Consider the following 24,365-nt stretch of genomic DNA (forward strand, 5'->3'; position numbering starts at 1 on the left):
ATCAAGATGTTATTTTATTGATTATCAAGGCTTTTTTTATGTTTTCGTAATGTAGTCTTTGGGCTGTAGTATTTCAATACAGGCTAGAAGCCTAGGTTACGTCGTGGTCACGCCACTGGATATTTTTGGAAAAGTAGCTCAGAACTCCAGCTCCGAGACAAGCTAAGGCCTTATTTTGGGGGTAAAATAAGTGGGATTTGAAAAATGTCCAGTGGCGTGTACCGTGGTATAATTCCGATTGGGGTTCAACGCTTTCAAAAACATTTTACCGACAGAAACCAGCCGTTCATCTTAAATACCTAACTTTATCCGCCAAAAGTCGTCATTTTGGTGGGGGATAGCGTTGATGGAGGAAAGACGCTGCCTTATCCAATACTGTACCCTTTGTTTTTCTTAATTGCCTAATGTTATGAGAGCCGCCTATTCTTTTTCATTTCTGCTGCTATACTGCGTATTGGCTGGCTGTCAGATGCCATTATTGGCACAAAATGAAATCAGCCTTTATCCAATCCACCTAAACAATATGTGGGGCTATGCCTCTGCAGAGGGTCAGGTGCTCATCCCAACCCAATACCACGACGCATTGCCTTTTCAGGAGGGCTTGGCACGGGTACGTGTGGGGTCGCTTTATGGCTTTATCGATACCAATGAAAACGAAGTCATCCCTATCCAATACCTTCACGCCACCCCTTTTATAGAGGGCTTTGCATGGCTCAAAGATGCCAAAGGCTACCATCTGTTCAATACTGCTGGCGAACAACTTAGCTTCACAGGCTACGAGGAGGCATACCCCATTCGCGATGGCCTGTTTTTGGTCAAACATCAAGGCCGGTATGGCTTTATCAATGCCGAGGGCAATATTGTTATCCCGTTTCACTATGAGCAGGCCGAGCCTTTTATGAACGGGCTCAGCGCCGTACGCCAAGACCAACGCTGGGGAATGATAGACAAACAGAATAGGCTGATTGTAGACTATGAGTATGACTACTTGGGCATCGGGAGGGAAGGCCCTATATTGGTAAAATTCAGGGGCTTGTATGGCTACTTGAGCCACAACGGCTTGATGAACATCGGTATCAACTACACCCTAGCCGAGCACTTCTATGAAGGCCGCGCACGTGTAGAGCGCCACAATCGGTGGGGAATGATTGATACCTTAGGCCAAGAAGTTGTCCCGCTTCAATACGAAGCGCTCATCAGTATGTCAAATGGATTGGCTAGAGTGCGCAAAAACTACAAGTGGGGGTATATCGATGCCGATGGTGCTGTCATTATCCCTATTAATCTACACTATGGCAAGGAGTTTTCGCAAGGCTATGCCGCCGTCATCAGGCAAGCAGGACAGGCTTATGAGTTTATCAATAAAAAAGGGGAATCTATTACCGAAGCCAAGTACCAAGATGTAGGGCTATTTCGTGAAAACCGCGCCAAAGTAAAGTACAAAGGCCGTTGGGGTTTTATAGACCAAAACGGGCGCGAAGTCATCCCGCCTATTTATGAGTACGTAGAAGACTTTGTGCAAGGCTTGGCCAAGGTCAAATATGAAGGGAAAACATTTTATGTCGATAAAATGGGAAATGAATTTATCATACGCTAGATAGCCGGTATATTTTGGCACAGGCTGTGGTATTTTATACCAAGATTTACAAGATTTGGAGATTTATAGCATTCGATTTCCTTGATTATCAAGGATTTTCAGTGCGCAGATTTCCCAAACCAACTCTGAGTGAGTATAATACAAGCCACGAACGAGCCTATGACACATTATTTCTGATGGACTGGGGTTTGTAAAAACCTACGAAGATGGTTAAGTTTGTGTTTATCTATCTTATTGCTTATAGTTTCACAAAATAAAATATGTCAACACTTTATCGCTTTATTCTTTTGTTTGGGGTACTGTTTTTACTCAACCCTGTGGCTGCAAAAGCCCAACAGTCAGCCAAAGGTGTGCAAAGAGCCTACAACGAAAGCCTTCAAAACTGGGAGAAATTCAAAGACCAAGGGATTAATAGTTATGATTATGTACTGGTTTATGAGGGGGTGATGAGTGGTATCCAAACAACCCACGACATCAAGGTGCGCAACCACCAAGTAACCGAGGTGTTGGTACGTACCCGTGACCGCTCAGGCAAAATCACTAACAAACGCCGCTACAAACAAGGCGAGCTAGGTGAAGTAGGCGTTCCCGTTCCTACTTTGGATGAAATCTATGACTTTGCCAAGGCGCAAGTTATCTACCGAGACACCGAAGCATATCACCTCACCTTTGAGGCCACCAAGTTGGGGCTAATCAAGCGTGTAGGCTATACCCCCATTGGTTGTGTAGATGATTGTTTTCAGGGCTATGTCATCCAAGGCGACATCCGATGGGTGCAAAAATAAGCTATACTTAGCCCAATTACTTGGCGAAATGTATGTGCTGAAAGCCTTTGATAATCAATAATATAAAATCCTGAAAATCCTTAAATATTGCAAATATTGACATAAACTACCCATAATAATCGCTCTACATAAGCCCAAACCTATTATGCTTCAAATCTGGAAAGCATTTAACAAATACTTCTGGCTCAACGCTGAGCAGCGGCAGGTCATTCATCGCAAGCAGCTCAACGGGACTCATAGCGCCGAACAGTGGCTAACCTTGCTCAGCAAGTTGGCTGATTTTGATGAATTAGCAGGTAAGGCTCGCAGTAAATTGGGTGCTTGGATGACAGCCTTGGGCTTTTTACTTTTTTTCTCAGGCTGTAGTGCAACATTCTTTGCCGAGTTTTTCCCAAGACGCTCTCCCATTCTTCCGCTTACTTTTACTGGTATTGGGGTAGGGCTGGTACTTATATTGATAATGGGGCTTATCAATCGCTATCTCCGCCGCCGTGATTTACACGACTCCCTAAGGTATTTTGTCGTACCGTTGTTGGTGGTGCTCAAAGAAGAAACCAAAGCCCAAGAACCTATCCAGCTTTTTGTGGCGCTCAACAGTCGCCGCAATAAAAAGCATATTGTCAATATCTTCCAAAGACCTCCTAAGAAAAAGCCGCATCCTTTTTGGTGGTGGGCTTCAGTGGTGTTTACGATATTGACAGTGATGGTATACAGCAGTTTATTTTTGGATGGATTCAGGGCGCGGCTGTTTCCTGAGTTTATGTACTTTGTGCCGGTGATGTTGTCAGTGATGCTTTGGTTTATTACGGCCATCATTTACAGCGAGACAGGCCCCTATCCCAATACCCGCACTACGGTCTACCAACAACTCTGGTTTGAGCTCTCTACCCGCCTACACGACCATACCCGCCTGCGGATGGCAATCACGGACATCACCCAAGAGCGCCGCCGCCAGCGCCGCAATCCACGCAATAAGGTCAAAACAAAAACCAAGTTCAAGACCCGCACCCAGGCGGTTGTTACGCTCTTGCCCTCATTAGCGCGTTACCGCCTTAATGCCGAGCTGCTCCAAAGCCCTACCGACTTGCGTATCCAAACACGCGAGCGCGACACCCGAGCCGTCATCCAGCTACGTCAAAGCTACAAACAGGAAGGGTTAGATACTTCACCCCCCTTACAGATGGTGCTCCACCTAATAGGGCAAGGGTATCGGCGCTTAGCTTAAAGGCATAAGCCGACGAGGTCATAAATGGCTCACACCACTAAGTATTCTTGGAAAACCAGCTCGGAGCACCACCTCCGAGACAAGCTGAGGCCTTATTTGGGGATAAAATGAGACTTAGCCCACAGTGGGAGTTGGAAAATGTCCAATGGTGAAATGGTTACACATCTCGGTTGAGTAGCCTTTGGAGATGCTTGCGGAAGGCCTGCTCCCAACTTTGCTGCGGGGTTTGGGATAGGTCTTGACGGACTTGTTTCTCAAAATCAGCTTTAGATAAGTTTTGTTGTAGCTGGGGAAGCTGTTCTTGCAAGAGGTGCTCTACCTGCTCTTCGATGCGGAGGCTGCGCAACAGTTCGTCATAGAGCTGGGCTTTGAGTTGGGCTTGGGCAAGCGTCTGGGCTTGGTCTTGGAGATACGCTTGATGCGGTACGACCTTGCCTTGGTTATAAGGGCTGATTTTTTGCTCCAGCCAATCCACAAAAGTCGGGGTATCCATGGCGTTCAGCTCGATACGGTAGTTGGTCAGCCAGTCGTGCCAAGTGCTTTCCGAAAAGCGCTTGTCGAGTTGGTAAGGAGGCAGAATGTCTTGTTGGTCAGGATGGTCAGAGATGTAGGCTGCTGCCTGCTTTCGCGAGGTACGTTCGAGTGTCTCCACCTCTAGCCCCATTTGTAGTCCTTCCCAAGGCTCCAAGCCAAGGTTGATGATGCGGACTTTGCGCTCGGGGCGCGCCTTGGTAGCACCTTGGAGGGCTTGGTAGATGAGTGTTCCCGATAGGTCGGCATCGTGAATACAAAAAAACTGCAGCTCCTCCTCCGTTTCGGCCAAGAGGTCGATTACGTCTCGGGCAGCCCTGCTGGCAAATCCTTTGGAGGTAAGCAGGGCACAGTCGTGGCGCTCGCAAAAACCAGCCTCTTTCAGGATTTCAAAAAATCCTTCTTTTTCGGAGTAGAGAATTTTGTTGAAGGCAAATCGCGGGCGATGGTATTTTTCGACACTCTTAGTTCCGAGGCGTATTTCTTCGTGAGTGTGGGGGTGTAGGAGCGTGCCGCGCTCGTCGCGGTATACGCCGGGTAGATCTTGGCCGGTTTCGTGCTCATAGTCGGTGATGATGGTATTGAAGTTGGCATACTTCAACTCCCTTCCGGTGGCCTGCATCACAAAGGGGCGCAACACATAGTAGAGCTGCCGAAGAGAGTAGCGGTATTGCCCCTCGCCCGAAGCCTTGGCGATGCCTTCATACAGATGTTGCCGTACAATCTCTTTTTGCGTGGGCAGCTTGTCGCCACCTGCGGTATCGAGTCCTTGTGTGGGTTGTTGCTGGCGGAGGTGCTTACTCAGCTTTTGCCACACCTTGCTAATGGCTTCTTCGATAGGCACGGCCAAGGCCGAAAAGTCTGGCTCCTTGCCATTGCTCACGATAGGCATATAGGGAGTCAGGATATTGACCCATACCGTAGGCTCGCTTTTGAGCTTGGGCAGGGTGAGGTATGCCTGTAGGCCACACCCAAACAAGAGGGCTTTTTTGCCCTGATAGCTCAGCCCCACATCTCCGATGATGGGGGTTTTGTTGACAAAAAACTGTGTTTGGCCTGCCCCATCCAAACGGGCAAAACATTCCAACACAAAGGGAATTTGCGCAGTATGAGCCCCTTTCTGGGGGCTGAGTTCAAAAGTTCCACTGCTGAAATGATGGACTTCAAAATCGGCCATCTCGCCTACATCCCCTAGTTTTTTGGGGTTAAATGGCTTGGCTGCCTCCCGCAGGAGCGTGAGGAGGGCTTCGGCCTCTTGGCGACTGTGGGCAGCAACCGCTTTTTGGAGTTGGTGGGGAGGCAGGGTTTTGCGCAAACCAGTTCCCCCCTCCAGATAAGCCAAGAAGCGCTGTAAGTCAATGGCTTCAGGAGTAGCGAGCAAGAGGTTATAAAAGCTGTCGGAGTCGTACCAATGGGGATGTGTTTTGCCTTCGTATTGTTTCCCTTGGTTGAGTTGAATAGCCAGTTGTGCCCATTCGGGTGCGTTTTGCCCAAAAATATCCTCAGGGATGGTGAGGGTAATTTCTGTGCCTTCGCCCTCATAAGGCCCAACATAGACAGCCTGCGTACTGCCGTCGTCTTGGGGGATGAGCTGGAGCTTTCGCCCCGCCGTAGCAACCCATAGTTGACCTTGGAGGCAATAAATAGTCGCAGTTACCACCCTGAGGCCATTGCCCAAAGCCCCCCGCGAGGGCAGGCGTAGGCGCTTGGAGCTGGTCAGCGGGCGACGCACCGAAAAGAGGTCGGCGATTTCCTCGTCAGTACCCGGAAAGCCGCGCCCTCCATTGCGGATGACGAGCGTGTTGTTGAAATCAGCATCTGATGACTGCTCGATACTTACCTTAGGGTCAATATCTAAAGCATTGTCTATCAACTCTTTGGCAACAAGCTTTGGTAATAAATATTTGGGAACACCCGCCTGTTGGGGCAGGGTGTTGATATTCATAAACAGTTGCCAATCTGGCTGAACAAAGAAAATATCTTCCATAGGCTCCAAGTTATTGTGCCTTGGCGGGGCATTTTTTCTAGCCCAAAAATTTATTTTACACCAGCTCCGTTATTGACAAGGCGCTGCGGACTTACGAACACCAGTTTTCCTTCGGCATCTTCCGCCATCAGAATCATCCCTTGTGAGGGAATACCCTTGAGCTCACGTGGGGCCAAGTTGGCCACGAGGCAGACCTGCTGCCCGATGACCTCTTCGGGGCTGTAGTGTTCGGCTATCCCGCTGACAACCGTACGTTGGTCAATGCCGGTGTCGACGGTTAGTTGGAGGAGCTTTTTGGTTTTCTTGACCTTCTCGGCGGCAACGATAGTCCCTACACGTAAGTCTATCTTGGCAAAATCATCAAACACGATTTCGGCCTGTAGGGGGGCTAGGCTGGGCGCTTGAGCCGTTTCTAAGCTGCGGGCTTGTTTAATCCCCTCTAGGCGGTCTACTTGAACTTGGATGGCCTCGTCTTCTATTTTTTCGAACAACAAACTCGCTTCTGCCAAAGGAGCACCTACCAACAGCAAGTCGATATTGCCTAGTTCTTGCCACTGAGGGTTGGCCTGACTCCACTGTGGGGCGTTGAGCATCTCGCGCAATTTGGCGGCTGTAAAAGGCAAGAACGGCTCGGCCAGTGCAGCCAAGTTGGCGCAAAGCTGTAGCCCGATGTGTAGGATGGTTTCGATACGGGTGCGGTTGCCTTCGGGGTCTTGTTTGTAAAGCACCCAAGGAGCTGTATCTTGGAAGTATTTGTTGCCTGCACGCGCCACATCCATCAACAGGCTGAGCGCCTCTCGGAAGCGGTAAGCCTCAATGGCCTGACCGATGCGCTCAGGGGCGGCTTGTAGCTCAGCTATGAGGGCTTGATCGGCAGCTTCGAGCTGATGGCAAGGCGGTACTTTACCCTCGAAGTACTTATGTGTCAGCACGACAGCACGATTCACAAAATTACCCAAGATTGCGACAAGCTCGCTGTTGTTTTTGGACTGAAAGTCTTTCCAAGTAAAGTCATTGTCCTTGGTTTCGGGCATATTGGCAGCGAGGGTATAGCGCAGCACATCTTGCTTGTTGGGGAAATCGCGTAGGTACTCGTGCAGCCACACAGCCCAGTTGCGCGAGGTCGATATTTTGTCCCCCTCTAGGTTCATAAACTCATTGGCCGGCACTTGGGTCGGCAAAATATAGCCTCCGTGTGCTTTGAGCATTGCAGGGAAAATGATACAGTGAAACACGATATTGTCCTTGCCAATAAAGTGTGTGAGGGCGGTATCGTTGTGTTGCCAATAAGGTTTCCAAGCCGTTGCATAGGCATCGTCAGGCTTTCCTTCGGCGCGGGCTTTTTCGATAAAGTATTCTTTGGTGGCAGAGATATAGCCAATTGGGGCATCAAACCACACATAGAGCACCTTGCCTTCGGCATTGGGGAGGGGCACGGGTACGCCCCAGTCGAGGTCGCGGGTCATGGCGCGAGGTTGTAGCCCGGCGTTGAGCCAAGATTTACACTGCCCGTAGACGTTAGGTTTCCACTGTTTGGCTTTTTCGTCTATCCAAGTATCTATCCACTCTTGTTGGTACTTGTCGAGGGGGAGATACCACTGCTTGGAGGGCTTGAGCTTTGGGGTAGCGCCACTGAGCATAGAGCGGGGGTTGCCTAGCTCCTTGGGGCTGAGCGAAGTACCACAGCGCTCGCACTGGTCGCCGTAGGCGTGCTCATAGCCACAGTTGGGGCAAGTACCTACAATGTAACGGTCGGCGAGAAAGCGCTCTTTTTCGGGGTCAAAGTATTGCTCTTCTTCTTTTTCGACAAAAGCGCCTTGGTCATACAGAGTCTTAAAAAAGTCAGAGGATGTTTGATGATGCACCGGAGAGGAAGTGCGTGCATAAATATCGAAAGAAATACCCAGCTCCTCAAACGAGGTTTTGATTTGCTGGTGGTATTTGTCTACTACTTGTTGGGGGGTGATGCCTTCGGCCTCTGCGCGGATGGTGATGGGCACGCCGTGCTCATCTGAGCCACTGACGAAGAGTACTTCTTCGCCTTTGAGGCGTAGGTAGCGGGCATAAATATCGGCAGGAATATACACACCGGCCAAGTGCCCGATGTGTACAGGGCCATTGGCATAAAGCAAGGCTGCGGTGATGGTATGGCGTTGGGGCATAGTGTATTGTTGCAAAAAGGAATAGCCAAGCAGGTATCCAAAAAGGAGGCTTGGCAATGGAGCTAATCTAAAACACAAAAGTAGTCTTTTCTACCCAAAAAAACCAGCACCTCTATGTGAGAAGCGTTGCGAAAACCTATTGGTGTATCTAGGCCGGCCCACACGGAGGAGTCATCAAAATATGCCAAGATTCACTTGATTTGAGGGTTCAAAGAATTTGATTTTCTTGATTATCAAAGATTTTCAGCAGCTATATTTCCTCACCCAATTTTGATTGGAGATAACATTGGGCAAAAAAGAATTATCCACTGACAGAGGCGCTGTGTAGGGCTTAGCATAGATTTTGCCCAATGGAGGGATACAAACTGTGTTGTATCTATCACCTACCCTTGCTGACAATTATGCTACGTTACGAATCAGATTCCCTTGGTCAATTGCCCATTCCACAAGAGGCGTATTATGGTATCCATACAGAGCGAGGCAGGCAAAACTTTGATGTGTCGGGGGTAAGTATTGGGCATTTTCCGCAATTCATTGCTTGTTTGGCAATGGTCAAAAAGGCTGCGGCCTTGGCCAATGCCGATATTGGCGCATTGGCGCAACCGATAGCTGAGGCTATTTGCCAAGCAGCAGATGAGGTCATCAGCGGAAAAATAGGTGCAGACCAGTTTCCGGTAGATGTGATTCAGGGTGGGGGATGTGTGTCCACACATATGAACATCAACGAAGTATTGGCCAATCGTGCCAATGAGCTGATAACAGGACACAAGGGCTATGACTTTGTACACCCCAACAATCATGTCAATATGGGGCAATCTACCAATGATGTAGTACCTACGGCACTCAAGCTGACCTTATATTCCTACTTGCAAGACCTGAGTGCAAGCCTGCGGATACTGGAGGGAGTGTTGTTGAGCAAGACCGAAGAACTGAAAGATGTGGTCAAATTGGCCCGAACTTGCCTTCAAGATGCTGTCCCAATTACCTTTGGCCAAAGCTTCAGCGCGTATGTGGCCATCGTACAGCGTGGCTTGCGGCAGTTGGCCGAAGAGGCTGATGCCTGCCTGCACGTACCGCTGGGAGCCACTGCCGTTGGTACAGGTCTAGGCTCGCGCCCCGGCTACTTGGAAGCCGTATACCCTCGTTTGCGCGAGGTTACAGCCTTGGCGATTATGCCAGAAGAGAATTTTTTTGACGGTCTGCAAAACGGAGATTTCTTTGTACAAGTGTCGGGTACTGTCAAGGCTGTGGCTACGGGTCTTTCCAAAATGGCGACTGATTTGCGGATTCTTTCTAGCGGCAACCGTACAGGGATGATGGAAATTGTATTGCCTCCTGTGCAGGCCGGTTCTTCTATTATGCCGGGCAAGATCAACCCTTCTTATCCCGAACTGATGAATCAGATTGCCTACCAAATCTGTGGCAATGATGTGGCCATTACGATGGCCGTAGAGGGCATAGAGCTGGAGCTAAATATCTGGGACTCTATCTTATCAAAATGTTTGTTTGAGTCTTGTCAGTTATTGATACGCAGTATCCCCTTATTTGCCCATAAATGTATCAAAGGCTTGAGCGTCAATGTAGATATATGCCGCCATCAAGCCGAAAATACCTTGGCGTTGGCCTTGGTTATTTCGGTGATTTATGGATATGAGGTGGGAGTCAAGGTCGCTAAATATGCCTACGAAAACGACTTGTCTATCAAGCAGGCGGCCATCGACCTAGGGGTGCTCAGCCCTGAGCTGGCCGAGGAACTGCTCGACCCGGTGATGCTCACGGATGTGTCGCGCAGTATGGAAATCACCAACCGATTGGCTACCTTACAGAAGCAAAAAACCAAGGACAGCATTGGGGCTATAGCCTTACATACACGTCAGCAGATTTTTGAGGTAATGCTGCGGATGGCTTGGGCTGATGGAACATTGGCACAAGAAGAGCTGCTGGTGATGGAGATTGCCGCCGAGGCGCTCCAGCTCCAGCTCAGCCACGAAGCCCTCGCCCAAGCCTTGGCCAAAGGCATACAACCGCTTACACAGCTTCATACCCTACAACATACAGAGGATGCGGCCAAAGTGTATCTATTTGCGGCTTGGCTTGCCCACGTAGACGATGAGCTTGCTGAGAGTGAGGTAGCGCTTTTACACGAAATCCGCGCCATACTGCAACTCGACCAAGCCAAGGCCGAAGCGTTAGAACAGCTCGCCCACGAAATCAAGTATGAAGAGGCAGCCCTTATCCCCCAATGGGAAAACTCCCCTTGGTGGGAACAATTTGAGCAGCTATTGGTGAGGGTGGCGCAAATGCCCATCAAAGGCTAAACGCTTTTTGGGGTGGACACCCCAACTGGCACTACCCTTCCTGTTTTGTTTTTCGTATCTTTGGCACATTGAGGGATGTTTACCGACCAACCTTCTCACTACTTTTGCGTTTAAGCCTAAAATCATTTCCCACACTTCTTGATTTGTATCTATGCAAAAAAAAGTCTTATCCTACACTTTTGCGTTGGTTTTGGCCTTCGTGATTCCACTAACGAGCTGGGCACAGCGCAACCGCAACAATGATGCCCCTAGCGCCGATGAAATTCGGCGAATAGCCATTGAGCATATCAAACAATATTACCAATCACTCAACTCGCTCAAAGACGATACCCTAGCCCTGAGCAAGGAGGAAGCCAGTACAGAAACAGGCTCCCTATATAGTGGGATTAGCTATAAAGACCGCTTTATAGCCAATTTCCTTGATGGAGATGATATTTACCTAGCCAACGACCTCTACCCGTATTTTGCCAAAATGCCCGAAGGCTCCGACCGCGCCACACAGGCCTGGATTTATATGAACCGACTCAATACGGAGTATCCCCAAGGGGTAAGATTCCAAGTAGATGATTTCAAACCCGGTGAAGTGCGCTTGAATGAGACTTCGTTTGAAAAGTTTTATCACGTCAAAATAGATGTTACCCGTACCCTAATGGGAACCTATCGCGATGGTAACAAGATAAACAATACCGAACGCCTCGATATTTATGTAAAAGTAAGCCAAGACTATAACAAAGTTTGGCAAAAAGCCCGCATCTTCGCCATCGACTGGGCGCGAGGCAATGCATCTGAAAAAGCCAAACTGAGCAAGAATGAAGAGATTGCGCTGGCGATAAGGGCTTTTTATTCAGAACAATACGAAGTCGCTTTTACTATCTTGAGCAAATATCTCGGAGCTGAAAACAACAAACGCAATGACGACCGTGCCGTCCGTACAGATGGTATGGCTGCTTTCGCCCTAGCTTGGATGTATTGGAGAGGCCAAGGCGGCGCAGAGCAAAGCGATGAGCGTACCATCGAGTTTTTAGAATATGCCGGCAAACAAGACAATGTGTTGGCATTGCTGAACCTTGGGTGGATTTATTACTTTGGCTATGGCGCTGACGAAGACGAGAAAAAAGCCTATGATTACTTCCAAAAAGCCGGACGCAAAGGCCATCCCGAAGCACAATACTATGTCGGGATGATGTCGGAGAACGGACAAGGAACCCGCCAAAACGAACGCCGCGCACGCCGCTGGTACCGCAAAGCAGCCGCCCAAAATTATGGTCTGGCCATAGAGGGCTTGGCACGCCTAGGCGAGGGCCCCGAAGAAGAATAGCCTGCCGAAAAAGCTTGAACAGCGCTTCAAAACCCCTTTGTGCCACCATACAAAGGGGTTTTTCTTGCTGATGCCCAAAGAAAAATGTGGCTGCAAGTCTCAAAATCCAGCCAAAACTTGTATACTTGACTTTCATTACTCAGCAAACAACAACAGATATGAGATTTTTAAGCCTTATACTCTGCCTTTTGGCCTTGGGCAATGGGCAATATGCCGCCGCTCAAGCCAATGTACGTTGGCTACAGCGGGCAGACTATACGATGGACGTGTCCCTTGATGTAAAAACCAACCGATTTAAGGGTACACAACGCATAGAGTATTACAACAACTCTCCCGACACTTTGACCAAGGTGTTTTACCATCTTTACTTCAATGCCTTTCAGCCCAACAGTATGATGGATGTGCGCTCTCGCACCATTGCTGACCCTGACCCCCGCGTGCGCGACCGTATTTTTAATCTGAAAGAAGATGAAATAGGCTATCAGAAAGTTATCAGCCTCAAACAAGACGGCAAGGCTGTCCAGCATCATACGGAAGATACTATCCTCGAAGTAGCCCTGGCGCAGCCAATCTTGCCGGGGTCAAAAGTGGTTTTTGAGATGGAGTTTGAGGCCCAAGTGCCTATTCAAATCCGCCGCTCAGGCCGCGATAATGCCGAAGGTATCCGCTATTCGATGGCACAATGGTATCCTAAAATAGCCGAATATGATTATGAAGGATGGCACGCCCATCCCTATATCGGGCGTGAGTTTCACGGTGTTTGGGGCAACTATGACGTAAAGCTCACCCTTGACGCAAGCTACCTCGTGGCTGCCACCGGATACCTCCAAAATGCCAACGAAATAGGCTACGACTACAATGCCGGGGGCAAACCCAACCCTCCCAAAAAAGCCAAAACCCTGACTTGGCACTTCAAAGCCCCCGAAGTACACGACTTCGCTTGGGCGGCTGATCCTGATTTTGTACACGAAACAGTACAAGTCCCCGGAGGCCCGGTATTGCATTTCTTCTTCCAAAATGACCCTGCCTACGCCCAAACTTGGAAAGAATCGAAGCCCTATATGGTCAAGGCGCTACAATGGCTCAACAAACACTATGGCCTATACCCTTATGAGCAGTACTCTTTTGTACAAGGTGGCGACGGAGGGATGGAATATGCGATGCTGACCCTCGTAACCGGCAACCGCAAGTTGGGTAGCTTGGTAGGGGTGATGGTTCACGAACTCATCCATAGCTGGTATCAGATGGTGTTGGCTACCAACGAAAGCCTTTATGCTTGGATGGATGAAGGTTTCAATACCTATGTGGGCAATCTCCTGATGCAGGAGCTCTTCAGCAGCCAAGGCGACCCCCACGCCGGTACGTATGGAGCGTATTTCAGTATCGTGAAAGACCGAATGGAAGAGCCGGCCATCCAACACGCCGACCATTTTATCACAAACCGCGCCTATACTACTGCCTCTTATGTGAAAGGGGGGATGCTCTTGCACCAACTCAGCTATGTAATCGGACAAGAAAACCTTGACAAAGGAATGCTGCGCTATTACAACGAGTGGAAGTTCAAACATCCCAACACGACCGACTTCAAGCGGGTGATGGAGAAAGTCTCAGACCTAGAGCTGGATTGGTATTTCGACTACTGGATCAATACCACACATACTATCGACTATGGGGTGAAGGAGCTCAAAGAAGAGGGGAACAAAACCCAAGTAACCCTACAGCGTGTCGGTCTGATGCCGATGCCCATCGACTTGCTCGTAACCTATACCGATGGCTCACAAGAGTTGCTCTATATCCCGCTACAAATCATGCGGGGTGAAAAGCCACACGAAACCCCCGAAATACCCCGAAAAGTCCTTAAAGACTGGGGCTGGGTATATCCCGAATATGTCTTGACCATTGAGCGGCCCAAGAACCAAATCCGCAGCGTGGTCATTGACCCCTCACAACGGATGGCTGATATCAACAAAGGCAACAACCAATACATCGCCCAATAACATTACTGCCATCAATCCAAACCTTTACCGAAGTTTTTATATCTTTGGTAAAGGTTTTTGTTTTGACAAACTAATACCAACGACCAAACTGTAACAAATATGCCACTTATCAAATCTGTAAGAGGATATACACCCACTTGGGGAGAGGATTGTTTTATCGCCGACAATGCCACCATTGTAGGGCAGGTAACTATGGGCAGCCGCTGTAGTGTCTGGTTCAATGCTGTAGTACGTGGCGATGTCAGTGCTATTACCATCGGGGATAATACCAATATCCAAGACGGCGCGGTGATACACGCCACCTATCAACGAAACGAAACCATCATCGGCAATAACGTCTCCATCGCACACAATGCGATTGTACACGGTTGTACTATCGAAGACAATGTGCTCATCGGAATGGGTGCCATCATTATGGACGGCGTGGTGGTCAAAAAAGGCTCTATCATCGGCGCTGGCGCAATTGTACTCCAAAATACCATAGTCGAAGAAGGGAGCATCTGGGCGGGTAATCCGGCCAAATTTATCAAACAAACTCAAAACCTTGAAAGCGAAATCTTACGAATAGCCTCGGCATATCCAATGTATGCACAGTGGTTTAAGGAAGATAGAGAATGACACACGCCACCGGATATTTTTGGAAAAGTAGCCCAAATCGTCCATTGTCCATCCCAAATCGTCCATCCCAAATCAAAATATGCGCTCAAGCCTTACCACCCTCCCCGATGCAGCCACGATTTATTCTAAAGTGCAAAACACCTTAGAGGCTTCGCCCTCTGATTGGACAGCACTCTACACAACGCTTTGGGAACTGGGCGGAGCCGAGCCACTTTCGGAAACTGCTACCGACGCACTGATTGCCTATTTAGGAGAGCAACCTCTGGTCTCGCGGGCGGCTTTCACACAAGCGCTGGCCTTGCACTTGCCCCAGTTGCTACAGCATTCTTTTGTCTATACACCGGCCTTTGACGAAGCGTCGGAAGCGCCCCTGTCTTTGGCCACACAGGTATTTTACTGTTATTGGACCTTGCTGTCGTATGCTAACCCCTCCCCGCTAAATTGGCTGCCTACTGACGAGGATTTGTTAAACCGATTTGCGTATTTCTTACGCCTAGGGCAATACTATCGTTTACGCCTCGACCATCAATGCTTTGATGGGGCAGTGCTTCAGCAGGCGCATCTCAAAGGAGCCGATTTACAGTTTGCTTCTTTCCGCAAAGCAGTGCTGATAGATGCAGACCTACGCGGTGCCAACTTACAAGATACCAATTTTGCCGGTGCAAACCTCAGCGGCGCTTTGCTCAACAATGCCAATACCCGGCGTACTGATTTCCGTGCGGCTAGGCTATACAAGGCCGATATGCGCCACGTACACCTCAATACCGCACAGGTGGCCGGAGCAGACTTGAGTGGGGCGAACTTGTCACAGGCTTTTTTGTCAAATATGAACTTGAGCGAAATGGACTTGCAAATGGCCAACCTCAATGAGGCGGATTTGAGCTTTACCATCCTCATGCGTGCTAACCTGAGCTGGGTTACCTGCCGAGAGGCCAAGATGCAAGGCGTGGTCTTGAGTGATGCCCAATTAACCAAGGCCGACCTCAGTGGCGCTGACCTCTACCAAGCACGCCTCGACAATACTGACCTCTTTAAGGCTAATCTTGACCACGCCGACCTGCGCGAGGTCGATATGCGGGGCGCAAACCTACGCTATGCCAGCTTTCGTGAGGCCAAAATTAGCGATACCCTTCGGGGATATGCCGCCTCACAAGAAGCCAGTTTTTAGCACCGCCACCGGACATTTTTGGAAAAGTAGCGCGGAGCTCTACCTCTGAGACAAGCTGAGGCCTCATTTTGGGGTAAAATGAGGCTTAACCCACAGTTTTATACTCAACCAAAATCGGGGAATGTGTGTGCTGAGAATCCTTGAGAATCAAGTAAATCAAACCTTGTGAATCTTGGCATCCCTATGGGATTTGAAAAATGTCCAGTGGCGTGTAATACCATTCAATCGAAGCCAAAAGTTCAGATTTAGCAATTACTTTCACACGAAGTCGTGCCATCCACCTGACGCAAAACCCGCTGTTATGTGCTGGTGTTCTTGTCATATCACAGGCCTCAGAAAAACATTTTTTCGCCTGCTGTCAAATAATTGTTTTGATGCTTGCACATAACACCTCTCTTTGCACCCTTAGTGGTTGACTATGTGTCAAGAGCTGATGACCAAAATAAACACAACCACAACGAAAGCCCAAAATGTCCACTGGTCTGGGCAAATACATTAACACTACCGAACTTATCAAGGGGGATATCGTGTTTATATGGCTAAACGACGCATCACCGTCCCCTAGGAACAAGTAATATTTATGACCAACATACGGACTTCGATAGGGCTGGTAGCCCTCTTTTTGTTATTGAGTGCTTGTGACTCGGGCAAGCTCGACAAAGGAAGTAACGCCCCTGATTTTAAACTCAAGGATGTAGCCCAGGCTACCCACCAGCTATCCGAATACAAAGGCAAGGTAGTATGGGTACACTTCTGGACAGACTGGTGCAAGTCTTGCCGGGCGGAGTTTCCCAAAATTGAGGCCACATATAGCAGCCTGAAAAACAAGGCCAACTTTGAGCTTTTGGCCATCAATGTAGGGCAGCCTGCGACGACTTCTGCCCAATTTCAAAAAGATTTCTCGGCTTCGTTTCCAATGCTTGTCGATGAACAAGGAATTATGAAAGACCTCTATCAGGTAGAGGCGTATCCTACTAATTATTTTATTTCTCCCGATGGAAAGGTAATCCGGCGTATTATTGGTTGGCTGACCCAAAACCAAGTGGAGGTGATTTTGGCAGCATACGAACAATAACCGGAGTGGCGTGATGATGCATTTGCAAACAGCATATCGCTGGCTAACCCTCTGGCTGCTCCTAGCAGGGGCTTGGTTGGCGTTGGTGGGTATGGCACAATATCGCCAAAACCATTACCAACATCAAAGAATGGAAAGGGCTGAAATAGCTAAATCATTGATTTTGAGTGATATGTGCCTCACCACAGAGTCGCGTCATACCCGACACCCCAACACACCAGAGTTAGTAGCTCCTTTTCAGGATTTCCCGGGGTATCACGAACATTTCCCTTCCTCCTCGTTTTTTAGCCCACGTGTTGTACCTAGTCTGAGAACAAAAAATGAGCTGTAGTAAGTACCAATGCAAAAACAGCTCAGGTTCTGTTTATTGTGTAATCTATTGAAAATCAACTAAACAAAACAACTAAAAACTAAGCACTAAAAACTAAAAACTAAATTTAGCCCACAGTTTTAGCGGTAAGACTTGAAAAATGTCCATTGGCGTGAATCTGGGTATAAAAACCGAAAAAGCCACTCCAAATATTTGGGGTGGCTTCAGTTTTTGAGCGCAGTATCTCCAATGTTTATGCGGTAGCACTTTCTCCTTTGAACGATGGGCGCGGAGTCAGGTTGAGCATACTGAACAGCTGTTGGTCGGCGTTTTGCTCTGGATTGGGCGTGGTCAGTAGTTTATCACCGGCAAAGATGGAGTTTGCACCAGCTAGGAAGCAAAGCGCTTGCTCTTCCGTGCTCATTTCTAGCCTTCCGGCAGAAAGGCGTACCATCGCCTGAGGCATTGTAATGCGCGCTGTGGCAATCATTCGTACCATTTCCCAAACCGATACCCGTTCTTGGTTTTCGAGAGGCGTTCCTTCGATACTTACCAAAGCATTGACGGGCACAGACTCGGGGTGCTCAGGCAGGGTAGCCAAGGTATGGAGCATCGAGATGCGGTCTTCGTCAGTTTCGCCAAGACCGATAATGCCTCCACAACATACAGAAATACCTGATTTGCGGACGTTTTCGATGGTCTTTAGGCGGTCGTCGAAAGTCCGGGTTGTGATTACATCCCCATAGTGCGACTCGCTAGTGTCGAGGTTGTGGTTGTAGGCAAACAAACCGGCTTCTTTGAGTTTTTGGGCTTGCTCGGCGGTAAGCATTCCGAGCGTGCAGCAGACTTCCATTCCGAGTGCGTTTACACCCTTGACCATCTCCAACACGCGGTCAAAGTCGCGGTTGTCGCGTACTTCGCGCCAAGCAGCGCCCATACAAAAACGGGTACTGCCAGATTCTTTGGCCTCTTGGGCTTTTTGGAGTACCTCAGGCACCGAGAGGAGCTTGTGTACATTTACTCCGGTTTGGTAGCGGGCTGCTTGTGAGCAGTAGGCACAGTCTTCTGGGCAACCTCCTGTTTTGATAGAAAGCAGGGTACATACCTGCACTTCCTGCGGGTTATGGTATTGGCGGTGTACGGTAGCCGCTTGGTAGATAAGGTCTAACACAGGGCTGTGGTATAGGTTTTCTATTTCGGCTTGGGTCCAGTCGTTACGTATCATAAGGTGATGTTCTGGGGGTAATGAAATATGGGCATTCGTGTGGCGGAGCTACTTCAATCAACTGCAAAGTAGGGGTGATTTTAGCGAATCTCCAAATAAAAGGGCATACGAGCCTGTATGGGTTCTGTTTTTTTGAGTTGCTCTAGGAGCAGGAAGTAATATTGGGCCTCTTTCAGGTCAGCGGGTAGGGTAGGGGTTTTGGCCATTTGCCCCATCAGCCCTTGGTTGCGGAGGCGCTCGAAGAAGTCGGGTTGGTCGGGGTAATAACGCACACGGTAGGTGTTGGCTTCTAGCTTGGCCTCTTGGGCAGCTAGGGCGATGGCATCATCAAGCGTACCCAACTCATCTACTAAGTTAAGTTCCTTGGCCTGAAGCCCTGTCCATACGCGCCCTCCGGCTACTTTTTGGAGCTCTTCTACAGACATTTTGCGCCCTTGGGCAGCTTTAGAGGTAAAGGTTTGATAGGTCTGCTCTACAGAGTTTTGGATAATCTGTCGCTCTGCCGGGCTGAGTTGACGCAAGGGGTTGCCGAGGTCGGCATAGGGACCTGTATTGACCCGGTCGGTCGTAATGCCCAGCTTGTCTTCGAGAAAGCTTTCGAGCGTAAACGACACGCCAAAGACCCCGATAGAGCCAGTGAGGGTAGTGGGCTGGGCTACAATCTTGGTACAGGCCATCGCCATATAATATCCGCCAGAGGCCGCAGCATCACTCATAGAAGCGATGACGGGCTTTTCTTGGGCAGCAAGATTGATTTCGCGCCACATTACATCAGAGGCCAAGGCCGAGCCTCCCGGGGAGTTGATACGCAAGACGATGGCTTTACAGTTTTCGTCTTTGCGGAGCTTGCGCAAAGTTCGGACAATGGTTTCGGAGCCGATGGTTTGGTTTTCGTTGCTTTTGCCTCCCACAATATCGCCACTGGCAAACACCACAGCGATACGGTCTTTGCCACTGATTTTGGGTGCGTTGTTGTTTTCTACCTTCAGGTAGTCTTCGTAGGTAAGCCAAGGCAGTTCTTTTTTCTCGTCTTCAATTTTGAGTAATTGGCGCAATAGCGGCTCTACTTCGTCTTGATAGGCCAACTGGGTAACGAGCTTGTGTTTGAGAGCGTCTTCGGGGTTGCGGATGGCCATCGAGTCAGCTAGTTGTCTGAGGGTCTCCACCCCGATATTGCGCGATTGCCCTACCACCTCCAGATAATGCCCATAGATAGACTCCAACAAGGCAGACGTTTGTAGGCGGTTTTCGTCACTCATTTTGCGAAGCATAAAAGGCTCTACAGCGCTTTTGAACTCGCCAACGCGGAAGACCTCGGGCTGGATGCCAAGTTTTTCCAAACTACCTTTGAAAAAAGTCTGCTCTGCCGAAAGCCCTCGGAAATCAAAACCTCCTTCGGGGGTCAGCAGGATGTGGTCTGCTACAGAGGCAAGATAATAGGCTTTTTGACCATAAAATTCCCCATAAGTTACGATGTGCTTGCCGGCTGCCTTAAAGTCGAGCAGGGCAAGACGCAGCTCCGAAAAAGAAGCAAACCCACCTTGTAGGTCAGAGACCTTGAGGTAAATGATTTTTATCTTGGGGTCTTGCGCAGCTTGGCGTATTTTTTTACAAAGCTCCAGCAGGCCGATGCCGCTTCCTTGTGGGCCGGTCAACAGGGCTGTGATGTTGTCGTCGTTGTCGCGCTCAATAAGCGCACGTTTGAGCTCTATCTTGAGTATGCTGTTGTCTTTGACCGTTACTTTCTTTTCTGAAAGAGCCCATTGGGCAATACCCAAAAATAGCAGGCTACCAATAGTAATCAAAAAAGCGATAGCTGCCATAAGCGCGAAGGTCAGTCGTAGGAATTTTAACATCGAATGTATAGTGTTTGGAATGGTGGAATGACAAGTTACGAGTTTGTATTTTATTGTGGCAGCGTGATGGGCGAGTCCTCGAGGCTATTGAGCTTGAGACTCTCCACTAAAACCAGCGAAGTATCAGCATTGTTACCGATTGTACTCAATCGAAATTCGTTTGGGAAATACATGCGCTGAAAATCTGTGAGCATCAAATCCAATGAATCCTCAAATCAAACAAATCTTGGCGTAAATTTATGCTTGGATACTTTGTAGCCCGTACTTGCGCCGTATCTTTGCCTTTACAAGTATACAAAAATATCTAAAAACTATGGCGCAAACCTATCTTTTGTTGGGGACAAACTTGGGCAACCGTGCCGATAATCTTGCTCAAGCCTGTGACTGGATTGGGCAGCGGTTGGGCAAGATTGTGGTGCAGTCATCGATATATGAAACTATGCCTTGGGGTAAGACCGACCAGCCGGAGTTTTACAACCAAGTGCTTGGCGTAGAGACTCATCTCGCCCCCGAAGCGCTACTGGTGGCAGCCTTAGAGATAGAGGCCTTGATGGGCAGGCTGCGACAAGAGCACTGGGGCGAGCGTGTGATTGATATTGATGTGTTGTATTATGATGATTTGGTTTGGGAATCGGCCCAACTATCAGTACCCCATCCGGCTATTGCGGCTAGGCGCTTTACGCTTATCCCCTTGGTCGAAATTGCCCCCGAATACATCCACCCTGTGCTGGGGCAAAGCAACCAAGCCTTGTTGGAACGCTGCCTTGACCCTTTGGGGGTTCAGAAATTAGCTTCGTTGGTATGTTCCACGCCGGAGCAGCGACTGCTTTAGCCCCTGTTGGAGAGTATAGGTAGATACTTCTACCACAGGCAATCCAAACCTTAGGCGCACCCACTGCATCAAAGCCGTAGCCGGAACCATCATCTGCGCCCTGAATCCTGCCAAACCGGGAAGCGCTTGGCGCACTGATTCTTCACTAAAAATCAGGTCTTCGTAGACCGCTTCAAAACCTGCAGCATCGACCACAAAATGGGTTTGGTTTTCGGGAAACCGGAAGGTGGCTGCTTGGCGCTGGCGGCACTCGTGCATCAGCACCAAGGTCTCGAAAGCACCGGCAGCGCCTATAAAACGCTGTGGAGCCTGCTCGGCACAGGCTTGGTATAAGTCTGGGAGCTGCGCATCGAGCCAAGCCCATAGTTGGGCCAAGGCCTCTGGCAGGAGTGTTGTTCCGGGCATAAATTTGTCTAACATACGCTGCGCGCCGATTTCAAAGCTGCCCTGCCAGTAGGTTTGAGAGGCATCACACAAGATAAACTCGATACTTCCACCTCCGATGTCACAGATGAGGGCAGGGCGCTCATCCATTGGGACGGCCTGTTGTACGCCGGCGGCAATTAGTGCGGCCTCTTCTTGGCCATCGATGATTTGAATCTCAATGCCCGATTGCTGCCGGATGGCCTCACACACGGCAGTGGCGTTGTCGGCTGCCCTGAACGCACTCGTGGCGACGGCCTGTACGGACGTGGCTGGCACGCGATATTGCGCCAAATCTTGAGAAAACAATGCAAAGGCAGCCAATATACGCTCCTGTGCTGCGGGGGCAATCTGTCCGCGACTGATGCCGCCTTCTCCCATCTTGACAGGATGGGAGCGCCGGTGTATATCGCGCCCGGAGGCATCAAAGATAAGCAGATGGAAGGTGTTTGTCCCCAAATCCATCAAGGCAAGTAAGGGTGTGGAACTATCTGACATGAGACCAAGGTTTTATAAAAATGCACTGACCATATTGCAAACATACTCAATAGGCCGGGAGTTTCGCTCTAGGCTGTTGTGATAGGCAGACATCATTTTCCACTCTTTAGCAATCATCCCCTATGAACGAGAAGACCAAAGCCTTTTATGCTTCACTCCACGAAAAGCTCTCCAATGAGCACTTCCCATTACTGTATATGTTCAAATTTATCACCCCTTCAAACCACGACAAAATCGCGTTGTTGACCAATGTGTTTGATGAAAATGCCGAAATCACACTCAACCAGTCCAAAAAGGGCAACTATACCAGTATCAGCGCCCGGACGGTCATGCTCTCTCCCGAGGAGATTATCCGCATTTATCAAAAGGCTGCCGAAGTAGAAGGGGTCATCTTGCTCTAAACAGTCAGATAACCCAAGCCTTGGTTTTTACGTTGGAATAGCAAACCAACTTCAAAAAGACCTATGAAAACAACTTTATGGATGAGTCTTTGCCTTTGGATAGCCAGCCAGTATGCCATACAGGCACAAGGAGTGATGCAGTACCGCGAATGGCATCACGAAGGCAAGGCTCAAATGGTAGCAGGGGATTATGTGGCGGCTATTGCCAGCTTTGACAAGGCCATCCAACGGATGCCTTATTATGTTACGATGTATTTTGACCGCGCCGATGCCAAGGTGCTCAACGGCCAATATAAAGAGGCTATAGGCGATTATAACTACGTGCTCGAAAAGCAACAACGCAACTACAAAGCCTTTCGGGGGCGTGGCATCGCCAATTATCATCTGAATAACTTTGATGCGGCGGAGCGCGACCTGCGCGAATGCCTCAAATATTCGCCGGTAGATATGGAAGCGCAAAAATACCTCAATTATGTGCTCGAAGAGAAAGAAGCCTTGGCACAACAAGCCGCAATGGAACGCGCCCGCCAACAAGCCCTGAATCAGCAATACCAAGCCCGACGAGAGGCCGAGCTGCGCCGTTATCGTACGGCAGTAGTGGCGGCGGCGGTGGTGCCTGTGGTAGTTTGGGCGGCTTGGCGGCCTACACGCTACCATTACCGCAGCGTATACTATTACCGTCGCTGGTAAGCGCTGTTACTGCTCTTTTTTCAAACCTTCTTGGATACACTCACGGAAGCCTGTCGGGTTGGCTACATACTCGATGGGCTTTTCTGTGCCCGCCCCCCCCGACGCAGTAATATTGATTTTGCCAAAATTCAACAAACGCCCAATCAGGCTTTGGCTTACTTCTACAGTTTCTATATGTTTGAGGCTGATGGTCATAGAATTATAAGTAATGACTCCTTCCTTGATGTAGATGCGTTTGTTGGTAATGATGAGCACCGTGCTACGGATTTTGATGTATTCGATCAACCCACGCACAGCACCAAACCCAAAAATAAGATAAGATACCACACGCAAAAACCAGTTGAAGTCAGGGTTTTCGATGCTGATAGCCAAGACCAACAGGGTAATGCCTCCCAACATAATCAACCCGGGAACGGTATAGAGTACCCAGTGTAGAGAGGCACGGTGGATGACATGCTCGCCTTTTTGTACGCCGGCAGCTGCGTTTTTGCGTTGTTGGGCGCTGGAATTTTCTTTAGAAGACATGGGGCTAAAAAATACGAAACAATAAAACTAGACCAGTAGCTGCTAAGCAAAAGCTAAGTTAAGACTTTTCGGGCAAAATAGGCAAGCTTCGCGCTAGGGATTCTTCGAGTGAGATAAAAGTCTCTGTCCGTTGAATACCCGGAATTTTCTGAATTTTATCATACAACACATTGCGCAGGTGGTTGGTGTCGCGGCAAAGCAGCTTGACAAAGATGCCGTAGGTACCTGTTGTGTAGTGGATATCGATAATCTCGGCGACCTCTTTCAGCCGCACCAACACATCCTCATACAGTGCGCTACGATCCAAATAAATGCCCAAAAAGGCTGTAATATCCCAACCCAGCTTTTTATAATCTACAACCAAATGCGCCCCCTTGATGAGGCCTTGTTGCTTCATCTTGCGCATGCGGGCGTGTACAGTTCCGTCCGAAACAAAGACTTGCTTGGCTACTTCGGTGTAGGGCAAAGTAGCGTCAGCGCTCAACAAACGAAGGATTTGCCAATCGGTATTGTCGATTTCGAAAATTTTGTCCATTTCTAAGATATTAAAATTAGATATTTTTTATTTTTTCACTCAAAAATACGAAAACAATATTTTTTAGCAAATATTTTTAAGAAATTTGCAGTTAAAAAGATTTTGCCCTTACTTTGTCTCAACAATAAGGCAAACAATAAATATCGACTACAACAAACAAAGTCGGTAGATTATTTGCCAAATTGAATAAAACGATACTGTAAGGTGATGAAATCAGGCAGCCATGCCCTCCGGTCTCGGGGGTGGGGATTAAGGGACAAATCGCAAGACTAACCGCCCCGTGAAGGTT

Annotated in this window: 20 protein-coding genes; 13 read left to right on the forward strand and 7 right to left on the reverse strand. The window is 48.9% G+C overall.

What is annotated here, in order from left to right; translation table 11 throughout:
• Nucleotides 1–409: 409 nt before the first annotated feature.
• The 3 genes from G499_RS0105780 to G499_RS0105790 all read left to right on the forward strand — a co-directional run bounded on the left by G499_RS0105780 (nucleotide 410) and on the right by G499_RS0105790 (nucleotide 3,607).
• On the forward strand, nucleotides 410–1,597 hold the full coding sequence (locus G499_RS0105780) for a WG repeat-containing protein (RefSeq protein ID WP_026999161.1): 1,188 nt from the start codon (nucleotides 410–412) through the stop codon (nucleotides 1,595–1,597).
• Nucleotides 1,598–1,857: 260 nt separating this feature from the next.
• Nucleotides 1,858–2,382 carry a hypothetical protein gene (locus tag G499_RS0105785; protein ID WP_026999162.1) on the forward strand — a complete coding sequence of 175 codons (525 nt, stop codon included), beginning with the start codon at nucleotides 1,858–1,860 and terminating at the stop codon, nucleotides 2,380–2,382.
• A 145-nt stretch (nucleotides 2,383–2,527) separates the two neighbouring features.
• Nucleotides 2,528–3,607 (forward strand): hypothetical protein, encoded by a 1,080-nt coding sequence (locus G499_RS0105790; protein ID WP_026999163.1) that lies wholly within the window; start codon nucleotides 2,528–2,530, stop codon nucleotides 3,605–3,607.
• Between the two features lie 157 nt (nucleotides 3,608–3,764).
• Here the strand turns inward: G499_RS0105790 and G499_RS18885 are convergent, their stop codons facing one another.
• Both G499_RS18885 and metG read right to left on the reverse strand, forming a co-directional pair.
• Nucleotides 3,765–6,125, reverse strand: coding sequence for an ATP-binding protein (locus tag G499_RS18885; protein WP_051295952.1), 2,361 nt, complete (start codon nucleotides 6,123–6,125; stop codon nucleotides 3,765–3,767).
• Nucleotides 6,126–6,175: 50 nt separating this feature from the next.
• Nucleotides 6,176–8,287: a methionine--tRNA ligase gene (metG, locus tag G499_RS0105800; RefSeq protein ID WP_035726592.1), complete on the reverse strand. Its 2,112-nt coding sequence runs from the start codon at nucleotides 8,285–8,287 to the stop codon at nucleotides 6,176–6,178.
• A gap of 401 nt (nucleotides 8,288–8,688) precedes the next feature.
• On the opposite strand from metG, the gene G499_RS18890 reads away from it, so the two are divergent.
• From G499_RS18890 to G499_RS21445, 7 genes are all read left to right on the forward strand, one after another.
• A complete protein-coding gene (locus G499_RS18890; protein ID WP_081413663.1) occupies nucleotides 8,689–10,605 on the forward strand; it encodes an aspartate ammonia-lyase in 1,917 nt (638 codons plus the stop codon).
• A 151-nt stretch (nucleotides 10,606–10,756) separates the two neighbouring features.
• Nucleotides 10,757–11,923, forward strand: a complete 1,167-nt coding sequence (locus G499_RS20935; protein ID WP_051295954.1) for a tetratricopeptide repeat protein — start codon at nucleotides 10,757–10,759, stop codon at nucleotides 11,921–11,923.
• A gap of 158 nt (nucleotides 11,924–12,081) precedes the next feature.
• Nucleotides 12,082–13,920, forward strand: coding sequence for a M1 family metallopeptidase (locus G499_RS0105815; protein WP_026999166.1), 1,839 nt, complete (start codon nucleotides 12,082–12,084; stop codon nucleotides 13,918–13,920).
• Between the two features lie 99 nt (nucleotides 13,921–14,019).
• Nucleotides 14,020–14,538 carry a gamma carbonic anhydrase family protein gene (locus G499_RS0105820; RefSeq protein WP_026999167.1) on the forward strand — a complete coding sequence of 173 codons (519 nt, stop codon included), beginning with the start codon at nucleotides 14,020–14,022 and terminating at the stop codon, nucleotides 14,536–14,538.
• A gap of 79 nt (nucleotides 14,539–14,617) precedes the next feature.
• Nucleotides 14,618–15,706: a pentapeptide repeat-containing protein gene (locus G499_RS20940; protein ID WP_051295956.1), complete on the forward strand. Its 1,089-nt coding sequence runs from the start codon at nucleotides 14,618–14,620 to the stop codon at nucleotides 15,704–15,706.
• A 580-nt stretch (nucleotides 15,707–16,286) separates the two neighbouring features.
• Nucleotides 16,287–16,781, forward strand: a complete 495-nt coding sequence (locus G499_RS18900; protein WP_051295958.1) for a redoxin domain-containing protein — start codon at nucleotides 16,287–16,289, stop codon at nucleotides 16,779–16,781.
• 13 nt (nucleotides 16,782–16,794) lie between these two features.
• Entirely contained in the window at nucleotides 16,795–17,112 is a 318-nt protein-coding gene (locus G499_RS21445) for a hypothetical protein (RefSeq protein ID WP_211231586.1), read from the forward strand.
• A gap of 232 nt (nucleotides 17,113–17,344) precedes the next feature.
• Here G499_RS21445 and bioB read toward each other — a convergent pair whose 3' ends face one another.
• Nucleotides 17,345–18,316 (reverse strand): biotin synthase BioB, encoded by a 972-nt coding sequence (gene bioB / locus G499_RS0105835; RefSeq protein WP_035726594.1) that lies wholly within the window; start codon nucleotides 18,314–18,316, stop codon nucleotides 17,345–17,347.
• 80 nt (nucleotides 18,317–18,396) lie between these two features.
• The gene (gene sppA, locus G499_RS0105840) at nucleotides 18,397–20,172 is read right to left on the reverse strand and encodes a signal peptide peptidase SppA (RefSeq protein ID WP_026999169.1); all 1,776 of its coding nucleotides are present in this window, start codon (nucleotides 20,170–20,172) and stop codon (nucleotides 18,397–18,399) included.
• Nucleotides 20,173–20,485: 313 nt separating this feature from the next.
• Between sppA and folK the strand changes: the two genes are divergently transcribed.
• The gene (gene folK / locus G499_RS0105850) at nucleotides 20,486–21,004 is read left to right on the forward strand and encodes a 2-amino-4-hydroxy-6-hydroxymethyldihydropteridine diphosphokinase (RefSeq protein ID WP_026999170.1); all 519 of its coding nucleotides are present in this window, start codon (nucleotides 20,486–20,488) and stop codon (nucleotides 21,002–21,004) included.
• On the opposite strand, the gene G499_RS0105855 is transcribed toward folK, so the two are convergent.
• Complete coding sequence (locus G499_RS0105855) at nucleotides 20,960–21,925, reverse strand: Ppx/GppA phosphatase family protein (RefSeq protein WP_081413657.1); 966 nt, start codon at nucleotides 21,923–21,925, stop codon at nucleotides 20,960–20,962. The two genes, folK and G499_RS0105855, sit on opposite strands and share 45 nt — an antisense overlap.
• Before the next feature lie 122 nt (nucleotides 21,926–22,047).
• On the opposite strand from G499_RS0105855, the gene G499_RS0105860 reads away from it, so the two are divergent.
• Nucleotides 22,048–22,326, forward strand: coding sequence for a DUF493 family protein (locus G499_RS0105860; protein WP_026999172.1), 279 nt, complete (start codon nucleotides 22,048–22,050; stop codon nucleotides 22,324–22,326).
• Nucleotides 22,327–22,389: 63 nt separating this feature from the next.
• Nucleotides 22,390–23,016 carry a tetratricopeptide repeat protein gene (locus G499_RS0105865; RefSeq protein WP_154658325.1) on the forward strand — a complete coding sequence of 209 codons (627 nt, stop codon included), beginning with the start codon at nucleotides 22,390–22,392 and terminating at the stop codon, nucleotides 23,014–23,016.
• Between the two features lie 6 nt (nucleotides 23,017–23,022).
• On the opposite strand, the gene G499_RS0105870 is transcribed toward G499_RS0105865, so the two are convergent.
• Nucleotides 23,023–23,541: a PH domain-containing protein gene (locus G499_RS0105870; protein WP_026999174.1), complete on the reverse strand. Its 519-nt coding sequence runs from the start codon at nucleotides 23,539–23,541 to the stop codon at nucleotides 23,023–23,025.
• A gap of 58 nt (nucleotides 23,542–23,599) precedes the next feature.
• The gene (locus tag G499_RS0105875) at nucleotides 23,600–24,076 is read right to left on the reverse strand and encodes an Lrp/AsnC ligand binding domain-containing protein (protein WP_026999175.1); all 477 of its coding nucleotides are present in this window, start codon (nucleotides 24,074–24,076) and stop codon (nucleotides 23,600–23,602) included.
• Between the last annotated feature and the right edge of the window lie 289 nt (nucleotides 24,077–24,365).

It is taken from the genome of Eisenibacter elegans DSM 3317, from assembly GCF_000430505.1.
Taxonomy (GTDB): domain Bacteria; phylum Bacteroidota; class Bacteroidia; order Cytophagales; family Microscillaceae; genus Eisenibacter; species Eisenibacter elegans.

Coding starts and splice junctions, on each gene's coding strand:
- G499_RS0105820 (WP_026999167.1), top strand. CDS start 14,020: ATGCCACTTATCAAATCTGTAAGAGGATATACACCCACTTGGGGAGAG.
- G499_RS0105865 (WP_154658325.1), top strand. CDS start 22,390: ATGAAAACAACTTTATGGATGAGTCTTTGCCTTTGGATAGCCAGCCAG.
- sppA (WP_026999169.1), bottom strand. CDS start 20,172: ATGTTAAAATTCCTACGACTGACCTTCGCGCTTATGGCAGCTATCGCT.
- G499_RS0105855 (WP_081413657.1), bottom strand. CDS start 21,925: ATGTCAGATAGTTCCACACCCTTACTTGCCTTGATGGATTTGGGGACA.
- folK (WP_026999170.1), top strand. CDS start 20,486: ATGGCGCAAACCTATCTTTTGTTGGGGACAAACTTGGGCAACCGTGCC.
- G499_RS20935 (WP_051295954.1), top strand. CDS start 10,757: ATGCAAAAAAAAGTCTTATCCTACACTTTTGCGTTGGTTTTGGCCTTC.
- G499_RS0105785 (WP_026999162.1), top strand. CDS start 1,858: ATGTCAACACTTTATCGCTTTATTCTTTTGTTTGGGGTACTGTTTTTA.
- G499_RS18900 (WP_051295958.1), top strand. CDS start 16,287: ATGACCAACATACGGACTTCGATAGGGCTGGTAGCCCTCTTTTTGTTA.
- G499_RS18890 (WP_081413663.1), top strand. CDS start 8,689: ATGCTACGTTACGAATCAGATTCCCTTGGTCAATTGCCCATTCCACAA.
- G499_RS0105790 (WP_026999163.1), top strand. CDS start 2,528: ATGCTTCAAATCTGGAAAGCATTTAACAAATACTTCTGGCTCAACGCT.
- G499_RS20940 (WP_051295956.1), top strand. CDS start 14,618: ATGCGCTCAAGCCTTACCACCCTCCCCGATGCAGCCACGATTTATTCT.
- G499_RS0105870 (WP_026999174.1), bottom strand. CDS start 23,541: ATGTCTTCTAAAGAAAATTCCAGCGCCCAACAACGCAAAAACGCAGCT.
- G499_RS0105875 (WP_026999175.1), bottom strand. CDS start 24,076: ATGGACAAAATTTTCGAAATCGACAATACCGATTGGCAAATCCTTCGT.
- bioB (WP_035726594.1), bottom strand. CDS start 18,316: ATGATACGTAACGACTGGACCCAAGCCGAAATAGAAAACCTATACCAC.
- G499_RS0105860 (WP_026999172.1), top strand. CDS start 22,048: ATGAACGAGAAGACCAAAGCCTTTTATGCTTCACTCCACGAAAAGCTC.
- G499_RS0105815 (WP_026999166.1), top strand. CDS start 12,082: ATGAGATTTTTAAGCCTTATACTCTGCCTTTTGGCCTTGGGCAATGGG.
- metG (WP_035726592.1), bottom strand. CDS start 8,287: ATGCCCCAACGCCATACCATCACCGCAGCCTTGCTTTATGCCAATGGC.
- G499_RS0105780 (WP_026999161.1), top strand. CDS start 410: ATGAGAGCCGCCTATTCTTTTTCATTTCTGCTGCTATACTGCGTATTG.
- G499_RS18885 (WP_051295952.1), bottom strand. CDS start 6,125: ATGGAAGATATTTTCTTTGTTCAGCCAGATTGGCAACTGTTTATGAAT.
- G499_RS21445 (WP_211231586.1), top strand. CDS start 16,795: ATGATGCATTTGCAAACAGCATATCGCTGGCTAACCCTCTGGCTGCTC.